This window comes from Stutzerimonas zhaodongensis (assembly GCF_003696365.1).
Lineage (GTDB): Bacteria > Pseudomonadota > Gammaproteobacteria > Pseudomonadales > Pseudomonadaceae > Stutzerimonas > Stutzerimonas zhaodongensis.
On the sequence record NZ_RFFM01000002.1, the window covers coordinates 581,300 to 600,317 of the forward strand.

At 57.0% G+C, this 19,018-nt stretch carries 18 protein-coding genes; 2 read left to right on the plus strand and 16 right to left on the minus strand.

The window, feature by feature from the left end:
* Positions 1–86 precede the first annotated feature (86 nt).
* From rnhB to rpsB, 15 genes are all read right to left on the minus strand, one after another.
* Positions 87–746, minus strand: a complete 660-nt coding sequence (gene rnhB / locus EA797_RS11080) for a ribonuclease HII (protein ID WP_122165250.1) — start codon at positions 744–746, stop codon at positions 87–89.
* A complete protein-coding gene (gene lpxB / locus EA797_RS11085; RefSeq protein WP_122165251.1) occupies positions 746–1,879 on the minus strand; it encodes a lipid-A-disaccharide synthase in 1,134 nt (377 codons plus the stop codon). The genes rnhB and lpxB overlap by 1 nt, the downstream gene beginning before the upstream one ends.
* Before the next feature lies 1 nt (position 1,880).
* The gene (lpxA, locus tag EA797_RS11090) at positions 1,881–2,657 is read right to left on the minus strand and encodes an acyl-ACP--UDP-N-acetylglucosamine O-acyltransferase (RefSeq protein WP_122165252.1); all 777 of its coding nucleotides are present in this window, start codon (positions 2,655–2,657) and stop codon (positions 1,881–1,883) included.
* Positions 2,654–3,094 (minus strand): 3-hydroxyacyl-ACP dehydratase FabZ, encoded by a 441-nt coding sequence (fabZ, locus tag EA797_RS11095; RefSeq protein WP_122166258.1) that lies wholly within the window; start codon positions 3,092–3,094, stop codon positions 2,654–2,656. Before fabZ ends, lpxA begins: the two co-directional genes overlap by 4 nt.
* 97 nt (positions 3,095–3,191) lie before the next feature.
* On the minus strand, positions 3,192–4,253 hold the full coding sequence (gene lpxD / locus EA797_RS11100; protein ID WP_122165253.1) for a UDP-3-O-(3-hydroxymyristoyl)glucosamine N-acyltransferase: 1,062 nt from the start codon (positions 4,251–4,253) through the stop codon (positions 3,192–3,194).
* Entirely contained in the window at positions 4,250–4,753 is a 504-nt protein-coding gene (locus EA797_RS11105; RefSeq protein WP_122165254.1) for an OmpH/Skp family outer membrane protein, read from the minus strand. The genes lpxD and EA797_RS11105 overlap by 4 nt, the downstream gene beginning before the upstream one ends.
* Positions 4,754–4,800: 47 nt before the next feature.
* A complete protein-coding gene (gene bamA / locus EA797_RS11110) occupies positions 4,801–7,185 on the minus strand; it encodes an outer membrane protein assembly factor BamA (protein WP_122165255.1) in 2,385 nt (794 codons plus the stop codon).
* Between the two features lie 69 nt (positions 7,186–7,254).
* The gene (gene rseP / locus EA797_RS11115) at positions 7,255–8,607 is read right to left on the minus strand and encodes an RIP metalloprotease RseP (protein WP_122165256.1); all 1,353 of its coding nucleotides are present in this window, start codon (positions 8,605–8,607) and stop codon (positions 7,255–7,257) included.
* 90 nt (positions 8,608–8,697) lie between these two features.
* Positions 8,698–9,888 carry a 1-deoxy-D-xylulose-5-phosphate reductoisomerase gene (gene ispC, locus EA797_RS11120; RefSeq protein WP_208644436.1) on the minus strand — a complete coding sequence of 397 codons (1,191 nt, stop codon included), beginning with the start codon at positions 9,886–9,888 and terminating at the stop codon, positions 8,698–8,700.
* Complete coding sequence (locus EA797_RS11125) at positions 9,885–10,700, minus strand: phosphatidate cytidylyltransferase (protein WP_122165258.1); 816 nt, start codon at positions 10,698–10,700, stop codon at positions 9,885–9,887. The genes ispC and EA797_RS11125 overlap by 4 nt, the downstream gene beginning before the upstream one ends.
* On the minus strand, positions 10,694–11,455 hold the full coding sequence (gene uppS, locus EA797_RS11130; RefSeq protein ID WP_122165259.1) for a polyprenyl diphosphate synthase: 762 nt from the start codon (positions 11,453–11,455) through the stop codon (positions 10,694–10,696). Before uppS ends, EA797_RS11125 begins: the two co-directional genes overlap by 7 nt.
* A 157-nt stretch (positions 11,456–11,612) precedes the next feature.
* Positions 11,613–12,170 carry a ribosome recycling factor gene (frr, locus tag EA797_RS11135; RefSeq protein WP_122165260.1) on the minus strand — a complete coding sequence of 186 codons (558 nt, stop codon included), beginning with the start codon at positions 12,168–12,170 and terminating at the stop codon, positions 11,613–11,615.
* Positions 12,167–12,910: a UMP kinase gene (pyrH, locus tag EA797_RS11140; RefSeq protein WP_122165261.1), complete on the minus strand. Its 744-nt coding sequence runs from the start codon at positions 12,908–12,910 to the stop codon at positions 12,167–12,169. The genes frr and pyrH overlap by 4 nt, the downstream gene beginning before the upstream one ends.
* A 196-nt stretch (positions 12,911–13,106) precedes the next feature.
* On the minus strand, positions 13,107–13,976 hold the full coding sequence (gene tsf / locus EA797_RS11145) for a translation elongation factor Ts (RefSeq protein WP_122165262.1): 870 nt from the start codon (positions 13,974–13,976) through the stop codon (positions 13,107–13,109).
* 126 nt (positions 13,977–14,102) lie between these two features.
* A complete protein-coding gene (rpsB, locus tag EA797_RS11150; RefSeq protein WP_122165263.1) occupies positions 14,103–14,843 on the minus strand; it encodes a 30S ribosomal protein S2 in 741 nt (246 codons plus the stop codon).
* A 291-nt stretch (positions 14,844–15,134) separates the two neighbouring features.
* Between rpsB and map the strand changes: the two genes are divergently transcribed.
* On the plus strand, positions 15,135–15,917 hold the full coding sequence (gene map / locus EA797_RS11155) for a type I methionyl aminopeptidase (protein ID WP_122165264.1): 783 nt from the start codon (positions 15,135–15,137) through the stop codon (positions 15,915–15,917).
* A 29-nt stretch (positions 15,918–15,946) separates the two neighbouring features.
* A complete protein-coding gene (locus EA797_RS11160) occupies positions 15,947–18,649 on the plus strand; it encodes a [protein-PII] uridylyltransferase (RefSeq protein ID WP_122165265.1) in 2,703 nt (900 codons plus the stop codon).
* 39 nt (positions 18,650–18,688) lie between these two features.
* Here the strand turns inward: EA797_RS11160 and EA797_RS11165 are convergent, their stop codons facing one another.
* Complete coding sequence (locus tag EA797_RS11165; protein ID WP_122165266.1) at positions 18,689–19,018, minus strand: Na+/H+ antiporter subunit G; 330 nt, start codon at positions 19,016–19,018, stop codon at positions 18,689–18,691.

Sequence of the window (19,018 nt, forward strand, 5' to 3'; positions counted from 1 at the left end):
TGGATCAGCGGAACAAGAGCGCCTAACGGGCCACTACTCCGGCCGAATCGTGAAAAGCGCGCCGTTCCATGACGTACTGAAAAGAGTCACACCAACAGACTATCGACCACAGCGCTCACCTGAGTACCTTGCACTTGTTCTTCCAGAGCGAATCGCTCGAGCAAGTTGCGCACAGGTGCGAAAGACCGGCGATGAATGATGGTCGGCCCAAGCCGCTGCAGAGCATCCAGGTGAACCGGGGTCGGGTAGCCCTTATGACTGGCAAGACCATACCCGGGATAGCAGAGATCCAGCGCGCACATTTCGCGGTCACGACTGACTTTTGCCAGGATGGACGCCGCCGCGATCGCAGGCACTTGGCCGTCACCCTGTATGACCGGTGCACTTGGCACCGACAGTTGAGGACAGCGGTTGCCATCGATCAGCGCCAGTCGAGGCGTCACGCTCAACCCCTCCACAGCGCGCTTCATCGCCAGCATCGTCGCGTGGAGGATGTTCAACTGATCGATCTCGTTCACCTCGGCACGAGCGATGCACCACGCCAGAGATTTCTCGCAGATCTCATCGAACAGCGCTTCACGCCTTGCTGCGGTCAGCTTTTTTGAATCATTGAGCCCATCGATAGGCCGACGGGGATCAAGGATTACCGCAGCCGTAACCACCGGCCCACAAAGCGGACCTCGGCCGACCTCGTCGACACCTGCCACCAGGTCTTCGACCAGATTGAAATCCAGCCCAATCTGCATCAGCTCGCCTCTACCAATTCAAGCACCGCCTGGGCAGCCTGACTCGACGCGTCACAGCGTAACGTGCGGTGTATGGCGTCGAAGCCCTCGGTCTGGATATCGCCATTATCAAGCAGGGGCGACAGCAGCTGCGCCATCGCCTCTGGTGTTGCGGCATCCTGCAGAAGCTCCGGCACCAGCAGGCGCTGGGCAAGCAGGTTTGGTAAAGCCACATAAGGGCTCTTCACAAGGCGTTTGAGAATACGGAATGTCAGGGGTGCAACGCTGTAGGCAACGACCATTGGCCGCTTGTACAAGAGCGCCTCCAGGGTCGCGGTTCCGGAAGCGATCAGCACTGCGTTGCAAGCGGCGAGCGCTTCGTGGGAATGGCCATCAAGCAGAGTCAGCGGCAAGTCACGGCCTACCAGCAGGTGCTCCAGTTGAGCACGGCGCTCTGGACTGGCACAGGGAACCACGAACCGGATGCCGGGACGCATGGCTCGCAGCCGGTCGGCAGCGCTGAGAAAGAGCTCGCCAAGCCGACCCACCTCGCCGCCCCGACTACCTGGCATGAGCGCCACTATCAACCCATCCTGCGGCAGATTCAGCGCCGCCCTAGCGGCAGACCGATCTGCCTCGAGGGGAATCGTATCGGCCAGCGGATGTCCCACGAAACGCACCGCCACCTGATGCGCGTCGTAGAACTTCGCTTCGAACGGAAACAGAGTCAACATCAGGTCGCAGGCGTCTCGGATCTTCAATACCCGCTTCTGACGCCACGCCCAGACCGAGGGACTGACGTAGTGGACCGTCTTGATCCCGCGGCGACGCAGCTTCAGCGCAAGGTCTAGGTTGAAGTCAGGGGCGTCTATGCCGATGAAGACGTCCGGGCGGGCCTCTAGAAAGGTTTCCAGCAATCGCTTGCGTCGCGCCAGCAGTTCAGGCAGTCGTCCAAGCACTTCGACCAGCCCCATCACCGCGAGGCGTTCGAGCGGAAAATAGGATTTAAGACCCTGAGCCTCCATGCGCGTCCCGCCAACCCCAATAAATCGCACGTCCGGGTGATGCGCTCTCAGCGCCTGCATGAGACCCGCGCCGAGGATGTCGCCGGAGGCTTCTCCGGCCACCAGCGCAACTGTCAGCGGCCTGGACATGTCAGCGGGTTATGCCGCGGTTGGAGGCCTGTATCGAATCCCTGAACAGCGCCACTTCGGGAAACTGCCGAGCATCCTCATCAAGCGCAGCAAGCGCGGCCTCGACCGTCATACCTTTGCGGTAAACGATCTTGTATGCATTACGCAGTGCAAGAATGGCTTCAGGGCTGAAGCCGCGACGTCGCATGCCTTCGAAGTTCATGCTGCGTGCCTCGGCTGGGTTGCCAAAGACGGTAACGAACGCCGGGACGTCTTTGCCGATAGCAGTCCCCATGCCTGAAAAACTGTACGCACCAATATGGCAATACTGATGGACCAAGGTAAAGCCGGAGAGAATTGCCCAGTCCCCAACATGCACATGCCCAGCCAGCGCAGTGTTATTGACCAGGATGCAGTGGTTGGCGATCACACTGTCATGACCAATATGTGCGTAGGCCATGATCAGATTATGGTCACCGATCGTGGTTTCACTTCGATCCTGCACCGTGCCGCGATGAATGGTCACACCCTCACGAATGACGTTGTGATCACCGATTACCAGCCGAGTAGGCTCGCCCTTGTACTTCATGTCGGGCGTATCTTCACCGACTGAGGAAAATTGAAAGATACGATTATGTCGACCTATGCGGGTCGGCCCCTTGATGACCACATGTGATGCGACCACCGTCCCCTCGCCTATCTCGACCTCCGGACCGATTATCGACCAGGGGCCGACCTGCACGTCATCTGCCAGTCGGGCCGCTGGATCGACGATGGCGCGAGGGTCGATCAAACTCATATCTTCTGTTCCGCACAAATAATCTCAGCCGAACATACCGCCTTGCCGTCGACGCTGGCACGACAGTCGAACTTCCAGATCCCGCGTTTAGCACTGATGAACGATGCCTCTAATGCCAGTTGGTCGCCTGGCACGACTGGCTGACGAAAGCGCAACTTGTCCGAGCCGACGAAATAGTAGAGCGTTCCATCAGCAGGCTTAGCGCCCATCATCTTGAAACCCAGCAACCCGGCGGCCTGCGCCATAGCTTCGATGATCAATACGCCAGGCATGATGGGGTGCTGAGGAAAATGACCGTTGAAGAACGGCTCATTGATAGTGACGTTCTTGTAAGCACGAACACGCTTGGCTTCCGTATCCAGCTCCACCACTCGATCAACCAGCAGAAACGGGTATCGGTGGGGAAGGTATTCGCGAATCTCGTTGATATCCATCATGAAGAAAAAGCCCGTAGGAAGTATGGGAGCCAGCTCGGCTATGAAACCGAGCAACCCGATGGCGAAGCCTCTGGGAGAGAACGATCAGACTGCTGGTTCAGCCATCAGAAGATGCATCCCCGCTCGGGGTCACGGAAGCCAGGCGTTTTTCCACTTGTTGCAGGCGACGAGCCATGTCGTCGAGATGCCGAATCCGGGCGGCACTTTTGCGCCATTCAGCAGCCGGCTGCATAGCTGTGCCAGACGAATAGCTGCCCGGCTCGGTAATCGATCGAGTAACCATGGTCATGCCAGTAATGAATACGTTATCGCAAACCTCGATATGGCCAACGAGCCCGACACCGCCAGCAATCATGCAGTTACGCCCGATTTTCGTGCTGCCGGAAACGCCAGCACAACCCGCCATGGCGGTGTTATCACCGATCTGAACGTTGTGCGCGATCATGATCTGGTTATCCAGCTTCACGCCGTTTCCGATCACGGTATCCGATATGGCCCCACGGTCGATTGTCGTGTTGGCACCGATTTCGACATCGTTGCCGATCCGCACCCCACCAAGCTGAGCGATTTTTTCCCAGCTACCACGCTCGTTGGCAAAGCCGAAACCTTCTCCACCAATGACGGCACCAGGCTGGATGACAACCCTCTCGCCAATGGTCACGTCATGACAGAGAGTAACTCGAGCCGCTAGACGCCCACCCGCACCAATGCGCGACCTTGCCCCAACAACCGAGTGGGAACCGATCTCGACGTCTGGACCAATCCAAGCGTTAGCCTCGATCACCACCAGAGCCCCTACGCGAGCACTGGGATCGACGTGCGCACTCGAATCAACGACTGCACTCGGATGCACGCCGACTGCTGCCAGAGGGCGCCGCTCGAACAGGTGCGAAAGACGTGCGTAAGCAAGATAGGGATTGGCCACGATGAGGGCTACGCCCTCATAACCCTCGGCATCCTTCGCCGTAAGCAACACTGCCCCTGCCTGTGTGTCAGCAAGGAACCTTCGATACTGGGCATTGGCCAGAAAGCTCAAATGTTCGGGACCGGCGTCCTGCAACGTCGCCAACCCGGTCACCCGCAGCGTCGGATCGCCGCGCAGCTCCGCATCCAATTGCTCGGCCAAGTCGCCGAGCATATAGACAACACTACTCATCAACGCTGCTGATTCATGCGCTCGATGACTTGGCGGGTGATGTCAAATTGCGGCTTGACATCGACCACCGCACCGCGCTCGAGCACCAGATCGAAGTTGCCCTTCTTGATGACGTCTTCAACCGACTTGTCCAACTTGGGCTTGAGCTGCTTGAGCATGTCGCGGTCGGCAGCTGCCTTGGATTCGTTAAGTTCCTTGGACAGAAACTGGAAGTCACGGGCCTTCTGCTTGAATTCCAACTCCAAACGCTCGCGCTCTGCCTGCTGCATCTTGTCGCCGTCCTTACCCAAGCGATCCTGGATGCGTTTAGCATCGCTTTCCAAGCCCTTTAGCTTCTCGAGCTGGGGTCCGAACTTTTTCTCGGCATCGACTGAGTAGCGCTTGGCTGCATCTGATTCGAGCAACGCCATCTGGTAATTCATAACCGCAATCTTCATTTCAGCGAATGCGGGGGTTGCCGCCAAGGTAACGGCAACAACAAGCAATTGAGTCAACTTACGCACTGTATTTACCACTCTTCATGTAGACACTGGAGCGTCGCTCCAGATGATTAAAAGGTTTGCCCAAGCGAGAACTGGAAGACCTGTGTATCTGCGTCGTCCGGCTTCATGACCGGCATGGCCAGACTGAAGCTTAGCGGGCCCATGGCTGTGATCCACGTCAGGCCGACACCAACGGAACTGGCCATGTCGCCAATATCGATATCGCTGCACTTGGCTGACCCGGACGGACAATTCGTATCGTAGACGTTACCGACGTCCCAGAACACTGACGTGCGCAGCGAGCGCTGATCTTTGACGAACGGCATCGGAAAGAGAACTTCAACGCCACCTTGAATTAATACGTTACCGCCAAATGGGAGCGCATCTCGATCTGGATCGGTGCAAAGTTCTCCTTCGCATTGGCCAGGAGGCAGCGGATTTCCGTTTCTATAGGCAGTGCTAGGAGTGCTGCGCGGGCCAAGACTGCTGTCCTCGAAGCCGCGGACCGAGTTGAAGCCACCCGCGTAGTAATGCTCATAGAACGGCAGGCGAGAGGTCGATCCGTATGCATCGCCATAACCCAACTGTGTATGCAGGCGCATGGTGTAGGTCTTGGTGACCGGCAAGAACAACTGGGCGTTGTAATCGAGTTTGTAGAAGGAGAGGTCGCTACCTGGAATGGTGGTTTCAAAGGAGAGGCTCTGAGAATGGCCACGCGTCGCAAGCACACCACGGTTCAACGTGGACTCGGACCAGCCTACGGATGCCTTGAAGTTGAGGTAGCTGTCACCTTCTTGTTCGATAAAGTCGAAAATCTCGTCGACTGTATAACGGCCACTATCGATGGTGTCCTGCTGTGCGGACAAACCGAACGACAGACGCGACGTTTCACTGATCGGATAACCAATATTGACACCACCGCCAAGACTGTCGACCGAGTAGCTAGAGACGTCGTAGTCCAGCTCATCGTAATCGGTGGTCCGATAGAAAGCGTTGTATCCAAGGCTGACGCCGTCTTCAGTCCAGTAGGGATCCACGAAGCCGAAGTTATAGCGCGACTGGTATTCGCTACGCGTCAATCCCAGACTGACACGATTGCCCGTGCCCAGGAAGTTGTTCTGGCTGATCGAACCGCCGAGAATCAGACCGGCATTCTGAGCGAAGCCTATGCTCGCCATGATCGAACCGGACGGCTGTTCCTCGACGCTGTAGTTCACATCGATCTGGTCGTCGGTGCCAGGAACCTGAGGGGTCTCAACGTTCACTTCCTTGAAGAAACCCAGACGCTCCAGACGAGTTTTGGATTGGTCGATCAGATAGGTCGAGGCCCAGCCGCCTTCCATCTGCCGCATCTCGCGACGTAACACTTCGTCTTCGGTCTTAGTATTGCCTCGGAAGTTGACGCGATTGACGTAGGCTCGCTTGCCCGGATCGACCACGAAGGTGATCGCGACGGTGTTGTCCTCGTCATTCGTTTCAGGCACGCCGTTGACGTTTGCGAACGTGTAGCCCTCGTTACCCAACCGGCGCGTGATCAACTCTGAAGTAGTGGTCATCACCTTACGCGAAAAGACCTGCCCTTCCTTAGCCAGCAGAAGTGACTGGAGCTCTTCCTGAGGCACCTTGAGATCGCCGCTCAACTTGACGTCACTAACCGTATATCGATCGCCTTCGGCAATGTTGACCGTAACGTAGACGTCCTTCTTGTCAGGCGTGATGGATACCTGAGTTGAGGTGATATCCATGTTGATGTAACCGCGATCCAAGTAATAGGAACGCAGACGCTCCAAGTCACCGGAAAGCTTTTCCCGCGCGTATTTGTCATCGTTGCGGAAGAATGAAAGCCAGTTGCTAGTTTTGAGTTCGAAAAGATCGGTAAGGTCTTCGTCAGGAAATACCGAATTTCCGACCACATTTATATGCTTGATCGCAGCGACTGAGCCTTCATTGATATCGATCTTCAACGCAACGCGATTTCGCGGCTGTGGAACGACTTTAGTTTCGATAGTCGCAGAATAACGTCCCTGCGCAACATATTGACGCTGCAGCTCGTTACGAACACCTTCAAGAGTCGCCCGCTGAAAGATCTCGCCCTCAGCCAAGCCTGACTGCTGCAGACCGGAGAGCAAATCCTCGGTCTTGATTGCCTTGTTGCCATCGATCTCAACACCGGAAATCGAAGGACGCTCGACCACGTTGATCACCAGCACGTCACCTTCGCGGCCCAGCTGGATATCTTCGAAGAACCCTGTACGGAATAGTGCGCGGGTGGCGTCTACCAGACGAGTATCGTCTGCCGCCTGACCAACGTTCAGCGGCAAGGCGCCGAATACGCTGCCAGCTGAAACGCGTTGCAGACCGTTGACTCGTATATCGGAGATGGTGAAGGACTCAGCGTGAACTTCGGCAATCATCAGTGCGGAGATAACCGCAGGTAGCAGCAGACGTTTCATGAAGTCCTTTCTTTTCAAACCTGATAATTGAACCTGCGCTTGGCGCAGCGACATCAAGGTATATGGCGATTAAAGGCGGCCAAGGTCGTTGACCAACGCAAGCAGCATCACCCCAACAACCAGGCTGATACCGATCTGTACTCCCCACCCCTGGACCCTGTCCGACAGGGGACGTCCACGGACCCACTCGACCATATAGAAGAGCAGATGCCCACCATCCAGGACCGGGATAGGCAATAGATTGAGTACTCCAAGGCTAATGCTCAGGTAGGCGAGGAAGTTAAGGAAATCGCCCACGCCGGACTGTGCAGAAGCGCCCGCCACTTTAGCAATGGTTATCGGGCCGCTCAAGTTTTTTACCGAGAGCTCGCCGAAGAGCATTTTCTTCAACGAATCGAGCGTCAACACGCTCATTGTCCATGTACGACTCAGCCCCTGACCTATTGCCTCGACAGGTCCGAAGCTGACATTACGAAGCATTTCCTGAGGCCACTCTCCCCCAGCGATGCCCGCCCCAAGATAGCCCCTTCGCTCGTCACCTTCACCACGTTGGGCCAGGTTCATAGGCAGCTCGATCATCAGCCCGCCCCGCTCTACCTGCAGAACAACTGATTTTCCGCCCAGCGGCCTGACGCGATCAATAACCTCCTGCCATTCGCCAAGTGGCTGGCCATCAAGGCTGACAAGCCGATCACCAAGACGCACCCCGGCGGCCTGAGCGGGCCCATCCGGATCTAATTGCGCGACGATAGGAGCGATCACCGGGCGCCATGGGCGAATACCTAGCGAACCTATGGGATCAGGCTCTTCAGCGCCTTTGAGCCAATTATTGAGCTCCAGCTGCAACCGCTGCGTCTGGCCGTCTTCTCCATCCCTGACCAACATCTCTAGCGAGCCGCTTTCACCGAGGCGCCTGATGAGCTGCAGATTCACTTCCGACCAACCAGAAGTTGGCTTACCGTTGATCTCTACAATCTCCTGGCCGGCGGTTAAACCCGCACGGTCAGCCAAACTTCCAATTTCAACCGCGCCGACAACAGGACGTATCTGCTCCGTGCCGAGCATCGCCAGTGCCCAGAAGAACACGAGAGCGAGCAGGAAGTTGGCTATTGGGCCGGCTGACACGATAGCGATACGCTGCCTGACGGTTTTCCGATTGAACGTCTGATCCAACAACGCTGGCGGAACGTCGCCCTCGCGCTCATCAAGCATTTTCACGTAGCCGCCAAGGGGAATCGCTGCAATGACAAACTCAGTGCCTTGTCGATCGTACCAGCGGCACAATGGCCGCCCAAACCCAACGGAGAACCTGAGCACCTTCACGCCACAACGACGCGCAACCCAAAAATGCCCGTATTCGTGAAAGGTGACCAAAACCCCTAGCGCTACCAGGGTTCCGATGATCATGTACAGCGCGCTCATAGTTTCCCCTGCCTCGAAAGGCGATTTAGGCAGCCCTGAACCGAGCCGACTCCATACCAAAGAGCGGCAGCAGATCGGTGCTTCAAAGCATTAGCGATTACGATCGTTCAGCCAGCTCGAAGCCAGAGCACGAGCTCGCGCATCGGCATCAAATATATCTGCCAGACAACGAGCCTCAACGGCCACTTCCCGATCAAGAACGCCCTCGATGATACTCGCGATTTCCGTGAAGCGAATTCGACCATTGAGGAAAGCGTCTACCGCAATTTCATTTGCCGCATTAAGCATTGCAGGGGCAGTCCCTCCCTCTTGAGCAGCTTGTCGTGCGATGCGCAAACACGGAAACCTCTGTTGATCAGGGGCTTCAAAATCGAGGCGACCTGTCTGCAGGAGATCAAGCGCAGAAACGCCCGAGTCGATGCGCTCGGGCCAAGCAAGCGCATGCGCAATTGGAGTGCGCATATCGGGGTTGCCCAGCTGAGCCAGAACCGAGCCATCGATGTAATCGACCATCGAATGAATGACACTTTGCGGATGAATGACCACTTCGATCTGATCTGGACGCGCATCGAATAACCAGCACGCCTCAATGAGTTCGAGCCCCTTGTTCATCATGCTGGCTGAATCCACGGAAATTTTTCGCCCCATGGACCAGTTCGGGTGTGCGCAGGCCTGGTCGACTGTAACTGACGAGAGCTGCTCGATGGGCAACGTGCGGAAGGGTCCGCCGGACGCCGTGAGCAAAATGCGCCTAACTCCTACATTGTGAAGTCCATCTGAGTAGTTGCCAGGCAAGCACTGGTAGATCGCATTGTGCTCGCTATCGATCGGAAGAAGCACTGCATCGCTGTCACGCAATGCCTGCATGAACAGCGCACCGGACATCACCAGTGCTTCCTTGTTTGCTAGCAACACGCGCTTACTGGCTTGAACGGCAGCCAGTGTCGGTCGTAAGCCGGCTGCGCCGACTATCGCCGCCATTACGATGTCGACCTCCGGGTGCGCAGACACTTCACTGAGCCCACCCTCTCCTACCAACACACGGGTCTTGATCCCGTCGCCGTCAAGCTGCGCCTGCAGCTCACGGGCGCGAGCACTATCATCAACGACTGCATAGCGAGGGCGATGCAGATGACAGAGATTGCGCAACTCAGCGATACGGCTGAACGCAGTGAGCGCAAAAGCCTGATAGCGCTCGGGATGCCGCGCTATGACGTCCAGGGTGCTCAACCCGATCGAACCAGTCGCCCCCAGGATGGTGACCTGCAAAGGACTACTCACCAGGGCCCCCAGCCGGCAAGCCACAACAGTACGGTGAATAAGGGTACAGCGGCTGTCAAACTATCGATGCGATCCATTACACCGCCGTGGCCTGGCAACAACTGACTGCTGTCCTTGATACCTGAGCTGCGCTTGAACATGCTCTCGGTCAGGTCACCTACCACTGAAATGACCACTACAAGCGCAGCACCCAGCAGCGCAAGAGTGAGACCTCGCGGCGACCAACCGTGATAAAGACCTACGAGAAGCGTGATCAACAGGCTGGTGATGAGCCCACCAATAAGCCCTTCCCAGCTCTTGCCCGGACTAACCTGGGGCGCCAGCTTGCGACGCCCCAAGGCCTTCCCGGAAAAATAGGCCCCTATGTCGGCGGCCCAGACCAAAACCATCACCGCCACGATGAGCCAATTCCCTTGTGGCCAGTGTTTGAGCAGCACCAGCGCCTGCCAGGCAGGCAGTAGGATCAGCAGGCCGATCAACAGACTGCCAAAGCGTCCGCCCCAGTGGCGTTGACTGTCCGGATAACTGAGCACAAGGGCAGTAGCCACCAACCACCACATCACGCTTAGCGAGAGCAACCAAGGCGCCAGCACGGGGAGCTGATAAAGCAGGACCAGTAACAGTGCCACGACTACGGAATAACCCACCCGAGCAACCTGCCCAGACATCCCCGCCAGCCGCGCCCATTCCCAAGCGCCCAGAACGACAACTACCCCGATGAATAGCGCGAACGCGAGCCCTTCGAGCAGAAAGAAGCCGATCAGCGCGATTGGCAGCAAGATGGCTGCGGTGATGATTCGTTGCTTTAGCATTCGGCACGGACCTCCGTCTCTACCTGATCACCGGTCTTGCCGAAACGCCGCTGTCGCTTGGCGAAATCGGCGAGGGCGGTTCGCATGGCGTCGTGCTTGAAATCCGGCCAGAACAGGTCGGAGAAATACAGCTCGGCATACGCAAGCTGCCAGAGCAGGAAATTACTGATTCGACGCTCGCCGCCGGTACGGATACAAAGATCCGGCAACGGCATGTCACCCGTGGCGAGATATCCCTGGAAGAGTGCGGGAGTCACTTCGTCTGGGTTGAGGCGGCCCTCTTGCGCTTCCCGAGCCAGCCGCTGGGCAGCCTGTACGATGTCCCACTGCCCACCGTAATTGGCCGCTACCTGAAGCACGAAACGACCCGAACCAGCCGTCATTTCCTCAGCCTCGAGCATTGCGATCTGCAGCTCCGGATGGAAGCGAGATCGATCGCCAATGATGCGCAGGCTGATGTCATTATCATTCAGCTTTCGCGCCTCACGCCGCAGCGCAGTCAGGAACAGCTCCATCAAGGCGCCGACTTCCTCTGCAGGCCGCTGCCAGTTTTCGCTGGAAAACGCGAACAGCGTCAGGACCTCGACACCGGCCTCAGCGCACACCTCGATTACGGCTCGTACCGCGTCGACGCCTGCCTTGTGACCGGCCACACCGGGCAGGAGGCGCCGCTTAGCCCAGCGATTGTTGCCATCCATGATGACTGCGACATGACGGGGTACATTCCGCCCGGCAATCTGCCTGACCTTTTCCATGAAACGACTCTACCTGCGCTCAATCACGCTGCGAACAATAGGAGAAATCGCCAGAGGCGATCTCCGGGGATACGGCTGGTTAGCCCCTCGCGCCTCCACCCTTTGGGAGAGGCGCGCTCCGACGTGAGCAGTACGGACGAAGTCCGGTACAGCAACATCAAACGGCCATCAGGTCGTTTTCCTTGCCTTCAAGCGCCTTGTCGATCTCAGCAACATACTTGTCGGTCAGCTTTTGAACGTCGTCCTGGGCGCGACGTTCCTCGTCTTCGCTGATTTCCTTTTCCTTCACCAGGTCTTTGAACTGTGCAATGGCATCGCGACGGATGTTACGCACCGCGACACGAGCGTTTTCGGCTTCTGAGCGAGCCTGCTTGGTATAGCCCTTACGGGTTTCCTCGGTGAGCGCAGGCATCGGCACACGAATGGTTGTGCCAGCAGTCGCAGGATTCAATCCAAGGTCGGAGGTCATGATGGCCTTCTCAACCGCCTGGATCATGCCCCGGTCGAACACGGTCAGGGCCAAGGTACGCGAATCTTCGGCAACTACGTTGGCAATCTGACGCAGCGGAGTATCACTACCGTAGTAGGAGACCATCACGCTATCCAGGATGCTCGGATGCGCGCGGCCGGTGCGGATCTTGGCGAATGCATGGCTAAGCGACTCCAGCGTCTTCTTCATGCGCTCCTGCGCATCTTGCTTGATCTCGTTGATCATTGTTTCTGCTCCTCGATCAGTGTTCCTTCAGCGCCGCCAAGCACGATATTGAGCAAAGCGCCGGGCTTGTTCATGTTGAACACCCGCAGCGGCATGTTGTGGTCGCGGCACAGGCAAATCGCGGTCAAATCCATGACGCCGAGCTTGCGATCAAGCACGTCATCATAGGTCAGTTGCTCGAATTTTTCGGCGTTGGGATCCTTGAAAGGATCAGCCGTATATACGCCGTCCACCTTGGTGGCCTTGAGCACGACATCGGCATGGATTTCAATGGCGCGCAAGCACGCAGCTGAATCAGTCGTGAAGAACGGGTTGCCGGTACCGGCCGAGAAGATCACCACTTCGCCCGTTTTGAGGTGCCGCATCGCCTTGCGACGATCGTAGTGGTCGGTTACGCCAACCATTGAGATCGCCGACATTACCAGCGCCGGGATATTGGACCGCTCGAGAGCGTCACGCATGGCCAGTGAATTCATGACCGTCGCCAGCATACCCATATGGTCGCCCGTGACCCGGTCCATGCCGGCCGCAGACAGCGCTGCACCCCGAAACAGATTACCGCCGCCGATGACCAGGCCAACTTCTACACCTATCCCTACCAGCTGGCCAACTTCCAGGGCCATGCGATCAAGCACTTTGGGATCGATGCCGAAGTCTTCCGACCCCATCAGGGCTTCGCCACTTAATTTGAGCAGAATGCGTTTATAGCGAGGATTGCGTGCACTCATCTGCTGAGCCATTGGCGTTGTCTCTCCTGCGGCGTTGGTATGACTGAGCTGGCTTTTGCTGCCAGAAAAATATCTGCGCTATGACAGCGCTGTCACAAGTTGGTGCCAGGCGATGACTATAGCGTGGCAAAAAACTTTTCCACCCCCCAGTCCGACAAAGAGGCCGCACGCGTGAGCGGGCAGCCTCTTCGAGGACAGCAGAGCAGTCTTACTGCTTGGTAGCAGCGACCTGAGCGGCAACTTCGGCAGCGAAGTCGACCTCAGCGCGCTCGATGCCTTCGCCTACTTCGTAACGAACGAAGGAAACGATCTCGGCACCGGCTTTCTTAGCTAGGTCGCCAACTTTGACATCGGGATCCTTGACGAAGGCCTGCTCGACCAGGCTGGCTTCAGCAAGGAACTTGCTGATGCGACCCGCGACCATTTTCTCGACGATTTCCGCAGGCTTGCCCTTGATCTTGTCTTCGTTCAACGCCAGGAAAATCTCCTTTTCCTTGGCAACTGCTTCTTCAGAAACCTGCGACGGGTCCAGGAACTGAGGGTTGCTTGCAGCAACGTGCATGGCAATTTCCTTGGCCAGCTCGACACTGCCGCCCTTCAATGCAACCAATACACCGATACGGTGACCGTGCAGGTAGGATCCGACCAGATCAGCTTCAACAGTAGTCAAACGACGAATATTGACGTTCTCGCCGCACTTGGCGACCAGCGCTTCGCGATCTGTTTCCTGAGCGGCAATCAGCGGAGCTGCGTCAGTCATCTTCTCGGCGAATGCCTTCTCGACACTGCTGTTGACGAAATTCTTGAAGTCGTCCTGCAGCGCCAGGAAGTCGGTCTGCGAGTTGACTTCGATAATCACGGCGCGCTTGTTGTCGTCAGCCACTTTGACGGCGATCGAGCCTTCAGCAGCGATGTTGCCAGCCTTCTTGGCTGCCTTGATGGCACCCGCAGCACGCATATCGTCAATGGCTTTTTCGATATCGCCACCAGCAGCGGTAAGCGCCTTTTTGCAATCCATCATGCCTTGGCCGGTCCGCTCGCGCAGTTCTTTAACCAGGGCTGCAGTGATCTCTGCCATGTTCGCAAATCCTCTCGATTCGATTTTCGATCATCGCCCATCATTCGGACGATCAATTCGGAAGTGGCAAAAAGGGGGCATAGCCCCCTTTCTGTTCAACGGGTATCAGCTAGGCGACAAATGTGCTCAGCCTTGAGCAGCCTCAGCAGGCGCTTCTTCAACGAACTCGTCAGCACCGCCAGCGTTGTTCTGACGACCACGCAGTACTGCGTCTGCCATGGCACCCAGATAGAGTTGCACGGCGCGGATGGCATCATCATTACCAGGAATGATGTAATCGACGCCTTCCGGGCTGCTGTTGGTATCAACGATGCCGATCACCGGAATGCCCAGCTTGTTGGCTTCGGAGATAGCAATGCGCTCGTGATCGACGTCTACAACGAACATTGCGTCCGGCAGGCCACCCATGTCCTTGATACCACCCAGGCTGCGATCCAGTTTTTCCAGATCACGGGTACGCATCAGGGCTTCTTTCTTGGTCAGCTTCTCGAAAGTACCATCCTGAGCTTGGGTTTCCAGCTCACGCAGACGCTTGATCGAGGCGCGAATGGTTTTATAGTTGGTCAGCATGCCGCCCAACCAGCGATGATCGACATACGGCGAACCGCAACGAGCGGCCTCTTCGCGAACGATCTTGCCAGCGGAACGCTTGGTACCTACGAACAGAATCTTGTTCTTGCCCGCAGCCAGCTTTTCAACGAAACGCAGCGCGTCGTTGAACATCGGCATGGTTTTTTCGAGGTTGATGATGTGAATCTTGTTACGCGCGCCAAAGATGTATTTATCCATCTTCGGGTTCCAGTAACGGGTCTGGTGGCCGAAGTGCACACCGGCCTTCAGCATATCGCGCATGGTGACTTGAGACATGAGACTTCCTCAGATAAGTCGGGTTAGGCCTCCACGCGTCCCGATATCCAACTCTTGCGAGCACCCAGGATACCGTGTCGACACGTGTGTGGGGTCAGGCTCGGCAAGTAGTCCCGCAGAGCGGCGCGTTTTATAGCACAAAGAAGTGGCAGAGGCTAGCGCGGCGGCGCGTCTCCCCACCTATGGCTCAGCAACCGGAACGCCAGCCCTGCCTGCAGTCACTCGGTGCTTTGGTTTATCATTTGCGCCTTTAACATTTCCGCCTGCGCTAGCCGGCGCCAAGAGGGTTGCATGACAGTCTCCATCAAGACGCATGAAGATATCGAAAAGATGCGCGTTGCCGGCCGCCTAGCCGCCGAAGTGCTCGAAATGATCGGCGAGCACATCAAGCCGGGTGTCACCACCGAAGAGCTGGACCGCATCTGTCATGACCACATCGTCAATGTACAGCAGGCCATACCCGCCCCCCTTAATTACAAGGGCTATCCGAAGTCCATTTGCACGTCGATCAATCATGTCGTCTGTCACGGCATTCCGAACGACAAGCCACTGAAGGATGGCGACATCCTCAATATCGACATAACCGTCATCAAGGATGGCTACCACGGTGATACCAGCAAGATGTTCTTGGTTGGCAAGGCGCCTGAATGGGCCGAGCGTCTCTGCAAGGTAACGCAGGAGTGCCTATATAAAGGTATTGAAATGGTTCGCCCCGGCGCCCGCCTTGGCGATATCGGCGAAGTGATCCAGAAGCATGCCGAGAAGAACGGCTTCTCGGTTGTCCGCGAATATTGCGGGCATGGCATCGGCAAGGTCTTCCACGAAGAGCCACAGGTGCTTCATTACGGCAAAGCCGGAACGGGGCTGGAATTGAAAGAAGGCATGACGTTCACCATCGAGCCGATGATCAATCAGGGCCGATCGGAAACACGCCTGCTGGGTGACGGCTGGACAGCGATCACCAAGGATCGCAAGCTGTCTGCTCAGTGGGAACATACGCTTGTGGTCACCGCTGACGGCTACGAAATCTTCACCCTGCGCAGCGATGACACCATACCCCGCACCTCGCCCTAATTTTTTCGATGTTCTGATGGAGGGCCGGCATGCCTCAGCTTGATTCCGAACTGTTCGATCGCAGCCAGTTTCAGGCTGAGCTGGCACTCAAGGCCAGCCCCATTGCCGCCTTCAAGAAGGTCATCCGCAATGCGCGGGAGGTGCTCGACGCACGTTTCCTGGCGGGTGAGGATATACGCAGGCTCATCGAAGGCCGCGCCTGGTTCGTTGACCAGATCCTTCGCGCCGCCTGGGGGCGTTTCGACTGGAATAGCGAAGCCGAGATCGCCCTGGTGGCAGTTGGTGGATATGGCCGAGGCGAGCTCCACCCCTACTCCGATATCGATCTGCTGATCCTGCTCGATAATAATGATCAGGAGATTTTTCGCGACGCCATCGAAGGCTTTCTGACCCTGCTTTGGGACATCGGCCTTGAAGTCGGGCAAAGCGTTCGCTCGGTCCAGGAGTGTGCTGAGGAGGCTCGGGCAGACCTGACCATCATCACGAACATGATGGAGAGCCGGACGATCGCGGGCCCCGAGCGCCTTCGCCAGAACATGCTCAAGGTCACCAGCCCCTCGGAAATGTGGCCAAGCAAGGAGTTCTTCCTGGCCAAGCGTAACGAGCAAGCGGCTCGCCATGCCAAATACAACAACACCGAGTACAACCTGGAGCCCAACGTCAAAGGTTCGCCTGGGGGGCTGCGCGACATCCAGACCATTCTATGGATCGCACGGCGACAATTTGGCAGCCTGAACCTCAGCGCGATCGTCGACCAGGGGTTTCTCACCGAGGGCGAATACTCCTTGTTGGTGGCTGGCCAGGAATTCATCTGGCGCGTCCGTTACGGCCTGCACATGCTGGCGGGCAGAGCCGAGGACCGACTCCTTTTCGATCACCAGCGCAGCCTCGCAGCGCTGCTCGGATATGAAGACAGTGATGCGAAGCTCGCGATCGAGCGCTTCATGCAGAAGTACTATCGGGTTGTCATGAGCATCTCGGAACTCAGCGATCTCGTAGGTCAGCATTTTGCCGAGGTCATTCTCTGGGAAGGCGACAGTGGTGATGCGATACCGCTCAACAGCCGTTTCTTGGTGCGCGATGGCTACCTCGAAGTTCGCGATGACTCGGTTTTCAAACGCCGCCCGTTCGCAATTCTCGAAATCTTCGTTCTGCTTGCCCAGCACCCGGAAATTCAAGGCGTACGGGCCGAGACCATTCGGCTTTTGCGCGACCACCGCCATCTGATCGATGATGATTTCCGCAGTGACATCCGCAACACCAGCCTGTTCATCGAGCTGTTCAAGTGCAAGGAAGGCATACATCGCAACCTGCGACGTATGAACCGCTACGGCATTCTTGGCCGGTATCTGCCTGAATTCGGTCATATTGTCGGCCAGATGCAGCACGACCTGTTCCACATCTACACCGTCGATGCCCATACCCTCAACGTCATCAAGTACCTGAGAAAGCTGAGCAAACCTGGCGTAGCGGAAAAATACCCACTGGCAAGCAAATTGGTGGAGCGTCTGCCCAAGCCGGAACTCATCTACATCGCAGGCCTTTATCACGACATCGCCAAAGGCCGCGGTGGCGACCATTCAGAGCTTGGTGCGGTGGATGCCCAGACGTTCTGCCTGCGCCACAAGCTTCCTGCATGGGACACCCGCTTGGTGGTGTGGCTGGTGGAAAACCACCTTGTGATGTCAACCACGGCGCAGCGCAAGGACCTGTCCGACCCCCAGGTAATCAACGATTTCGCTCAGCTGGTCGGCGATGAAACTCACCTGGACTATCTGTACGTGCTTACAGTTGCGGATATCAATGCAACCAACCCAACTCTTTGGAATTCCTGGCGCGCCAGCTTGCTGCGCCAGCTCTACACCGAAACCAAGCGCGCTCTGAAGCGCGGATTGGAAAACCCTTTAGGTCGTGAAGAACAGATCCGTCAGACGCAGCGCGCCGCATTGGACAATCTGGTACGCAATGGCACGGACCCAGACGATGCTGAACAGCTATGGGCTCAACTGGGTGACGACTACTTCATGCGTCACAGCTCAACGGATGTCGCCTGGCATACAGAAGCTATCATCGAGCACCCCAGTGACGGCGGTCCGCTGGTATTGATCAAGGAGACCACTCAGAGGGAATTCGAGGGCGGTACGCAGATATTCATCTACGCACCGGACCAGCACGATTTCTTTGCGGTGACGGTGGCAGCAATGGATCAGCTGAACCTGAACATTCACGACGCGCGCATCATCACGTCAAGCAGCCAGTTCACCCTTGATACATACATCGTTCTGGACGCGGATGGGACCCCCATCGGCAACGACCCGGTGCGTACGGAGGAAATTCGTCAGGGCCTGATCAACGCGCTACGCAATCCGGATGATTACCTGACGATTATTCAGAAGCGCGTGCCTCGCCAACTCAAGCATTTCGCATTCCCGCCGCAAGTCACCATCCATAACGATATGCAGCGACCACAGACGATCATCGAAGTCATCGCGCCAGACCGACCTGGGCTGCTGGCGCGTATCGGGCAGCTTTTTCTGGACTTCGATCTCTCGGTACAGAACGCGAAGATCGCCACGCTCGGAGAGCGGGTTGAAGACGTGTTCTTCGTGACCAACGCCGACAATGAACCGCTCTCGGATCCTCAGCTGTGCATTCGTTTGCAGCAGGCCATGATCAAACAGTTGTCGCAAGCCAACGAACACCAACCTTCGCCCAGCAGCATCGTAATCTGAGTAGCGGCGGCCGCACGCTGAACGGCCGCGAGCGCCCACTCAATCCCAGGGCTTGCCCCGAGTTCGGGCCGTGCAGGGCAATTTCTGCTGCATGGCTGCCTTGGCCAGGACATGAGCACTGACGGGCGCAGTCAGGAACAGGAACAGGGTGATGAGCACCTCATGCAGGCTGAGGCCATCACCCCGGTGGCTAAAGAAGATTGCAGAGGCGATCACAATGCCCCCCACACCAAGGGTTGTCGCCTTGGTCGGGCCATGAAGCCGCGTAAAAAAATCAGGAAGGCGATACAGCCCTATCGCGCCCACCAACGCAAAAGCGCTTCCGATTATCAGGAATGCGCTTACTACTAGCTCTAACCAGAATGGCAT

Coding starts and splice junctions, on each gene's coding strand:
- rnhB (WP_122165250.1), bottom strand. CDS start 746: ATGCAGATTGGGCTGGATTTCAATCTGGTCGAAGACCTGGTGGCAGGT.
- lpxB (WP_122165251.1), bottom strand. CDS start 1,879: ATGTCCAGGCCGCTGACAGTTGCGCTGGTGGCCGGAGAAGCCTCCGGC.
- lpxA (WP_122165252.1), bottom strand. CDS start 2,657: ATGAGTTTGATCGACCCTCGCGCCATCGTCGATCCAGCGGCCCGACTG.
- fabZ (WP_122166258.1), bottom strand. CDS start 3,094: ATGATGGATATCAACGAGATTCGCGAATACCTTCCCCACCGATACCCG.
- bamA (WP_122165255.1), bottom strand. CDS start 7,185: ATGAAACGTCTGCTGCTACCTGCGGTTATCTCCGCACTGATGATTGCC.
- rseP (WP_122165256.1), bottom strand. CDS start 8,607: ATGAGCGCGCTGTACATGATCATCGGAACCCTGGTAGCGCTAGGGGTT.
- EA797_RS11125 (WP_122165258.1), bottom strand. CDS start 10,700: ATGCTAAAGCAACGAATCATCACCGCAGCCATCTTGCTGCCAATCGCG.
- uppS (WP_122165259.1), bottom strand. CDS start 11,455: ATGGAAAAGGTCAGGCAGATTGCCGGGCGGAATGTACCCCGTCATGTC.
- frr (WP_122165260.1), bottom strand. CDS start 12,170: ATGATCAACGAGATCAAGCAAGATGCGCAGGAGCGCATGAAGAAGACG.
- pyrH (WP_122165261.1), bottom strand. CDS start 12,910: ATGGCTCAGCAGATGAGTGCACGCAATCCTCGCTATAAACGCATTCTG.
- tsf (WP_122165262.1), bottom strand. CDS start 13,976: ATGGCAGAGATCACTGCAGCCCTGGTTAAAGAACTGCGCGAGCGGACC.
- rpsB (WP_122165263.1), bottom strand. CDS start 14,843: ATGTCTCAAGTCACCATGCGCGATATGCTGAAGGCCGGTGTGCACTTC.
- map (WP_122165264.1), top strand. CDS start 15,135: ATGACAGTCTCCATCAAGACGCATGAAGATATCGAAAAGATGCGCGTT.
- EA797_RS11160 (WP_122165265.1), top strand. CDS start 15,947: ATGCCTCAGCTTGATTCCGAACTGTTCGATCGCAGCCAGTTTCAGGCT.
- EA797_RS11165 (WP_122165266.1), bottom strand. CDS start 19,018: ATGCCATTCTGGTTAGAGCTAGTAGTAAGCGCATTCCTGATAATCGGA.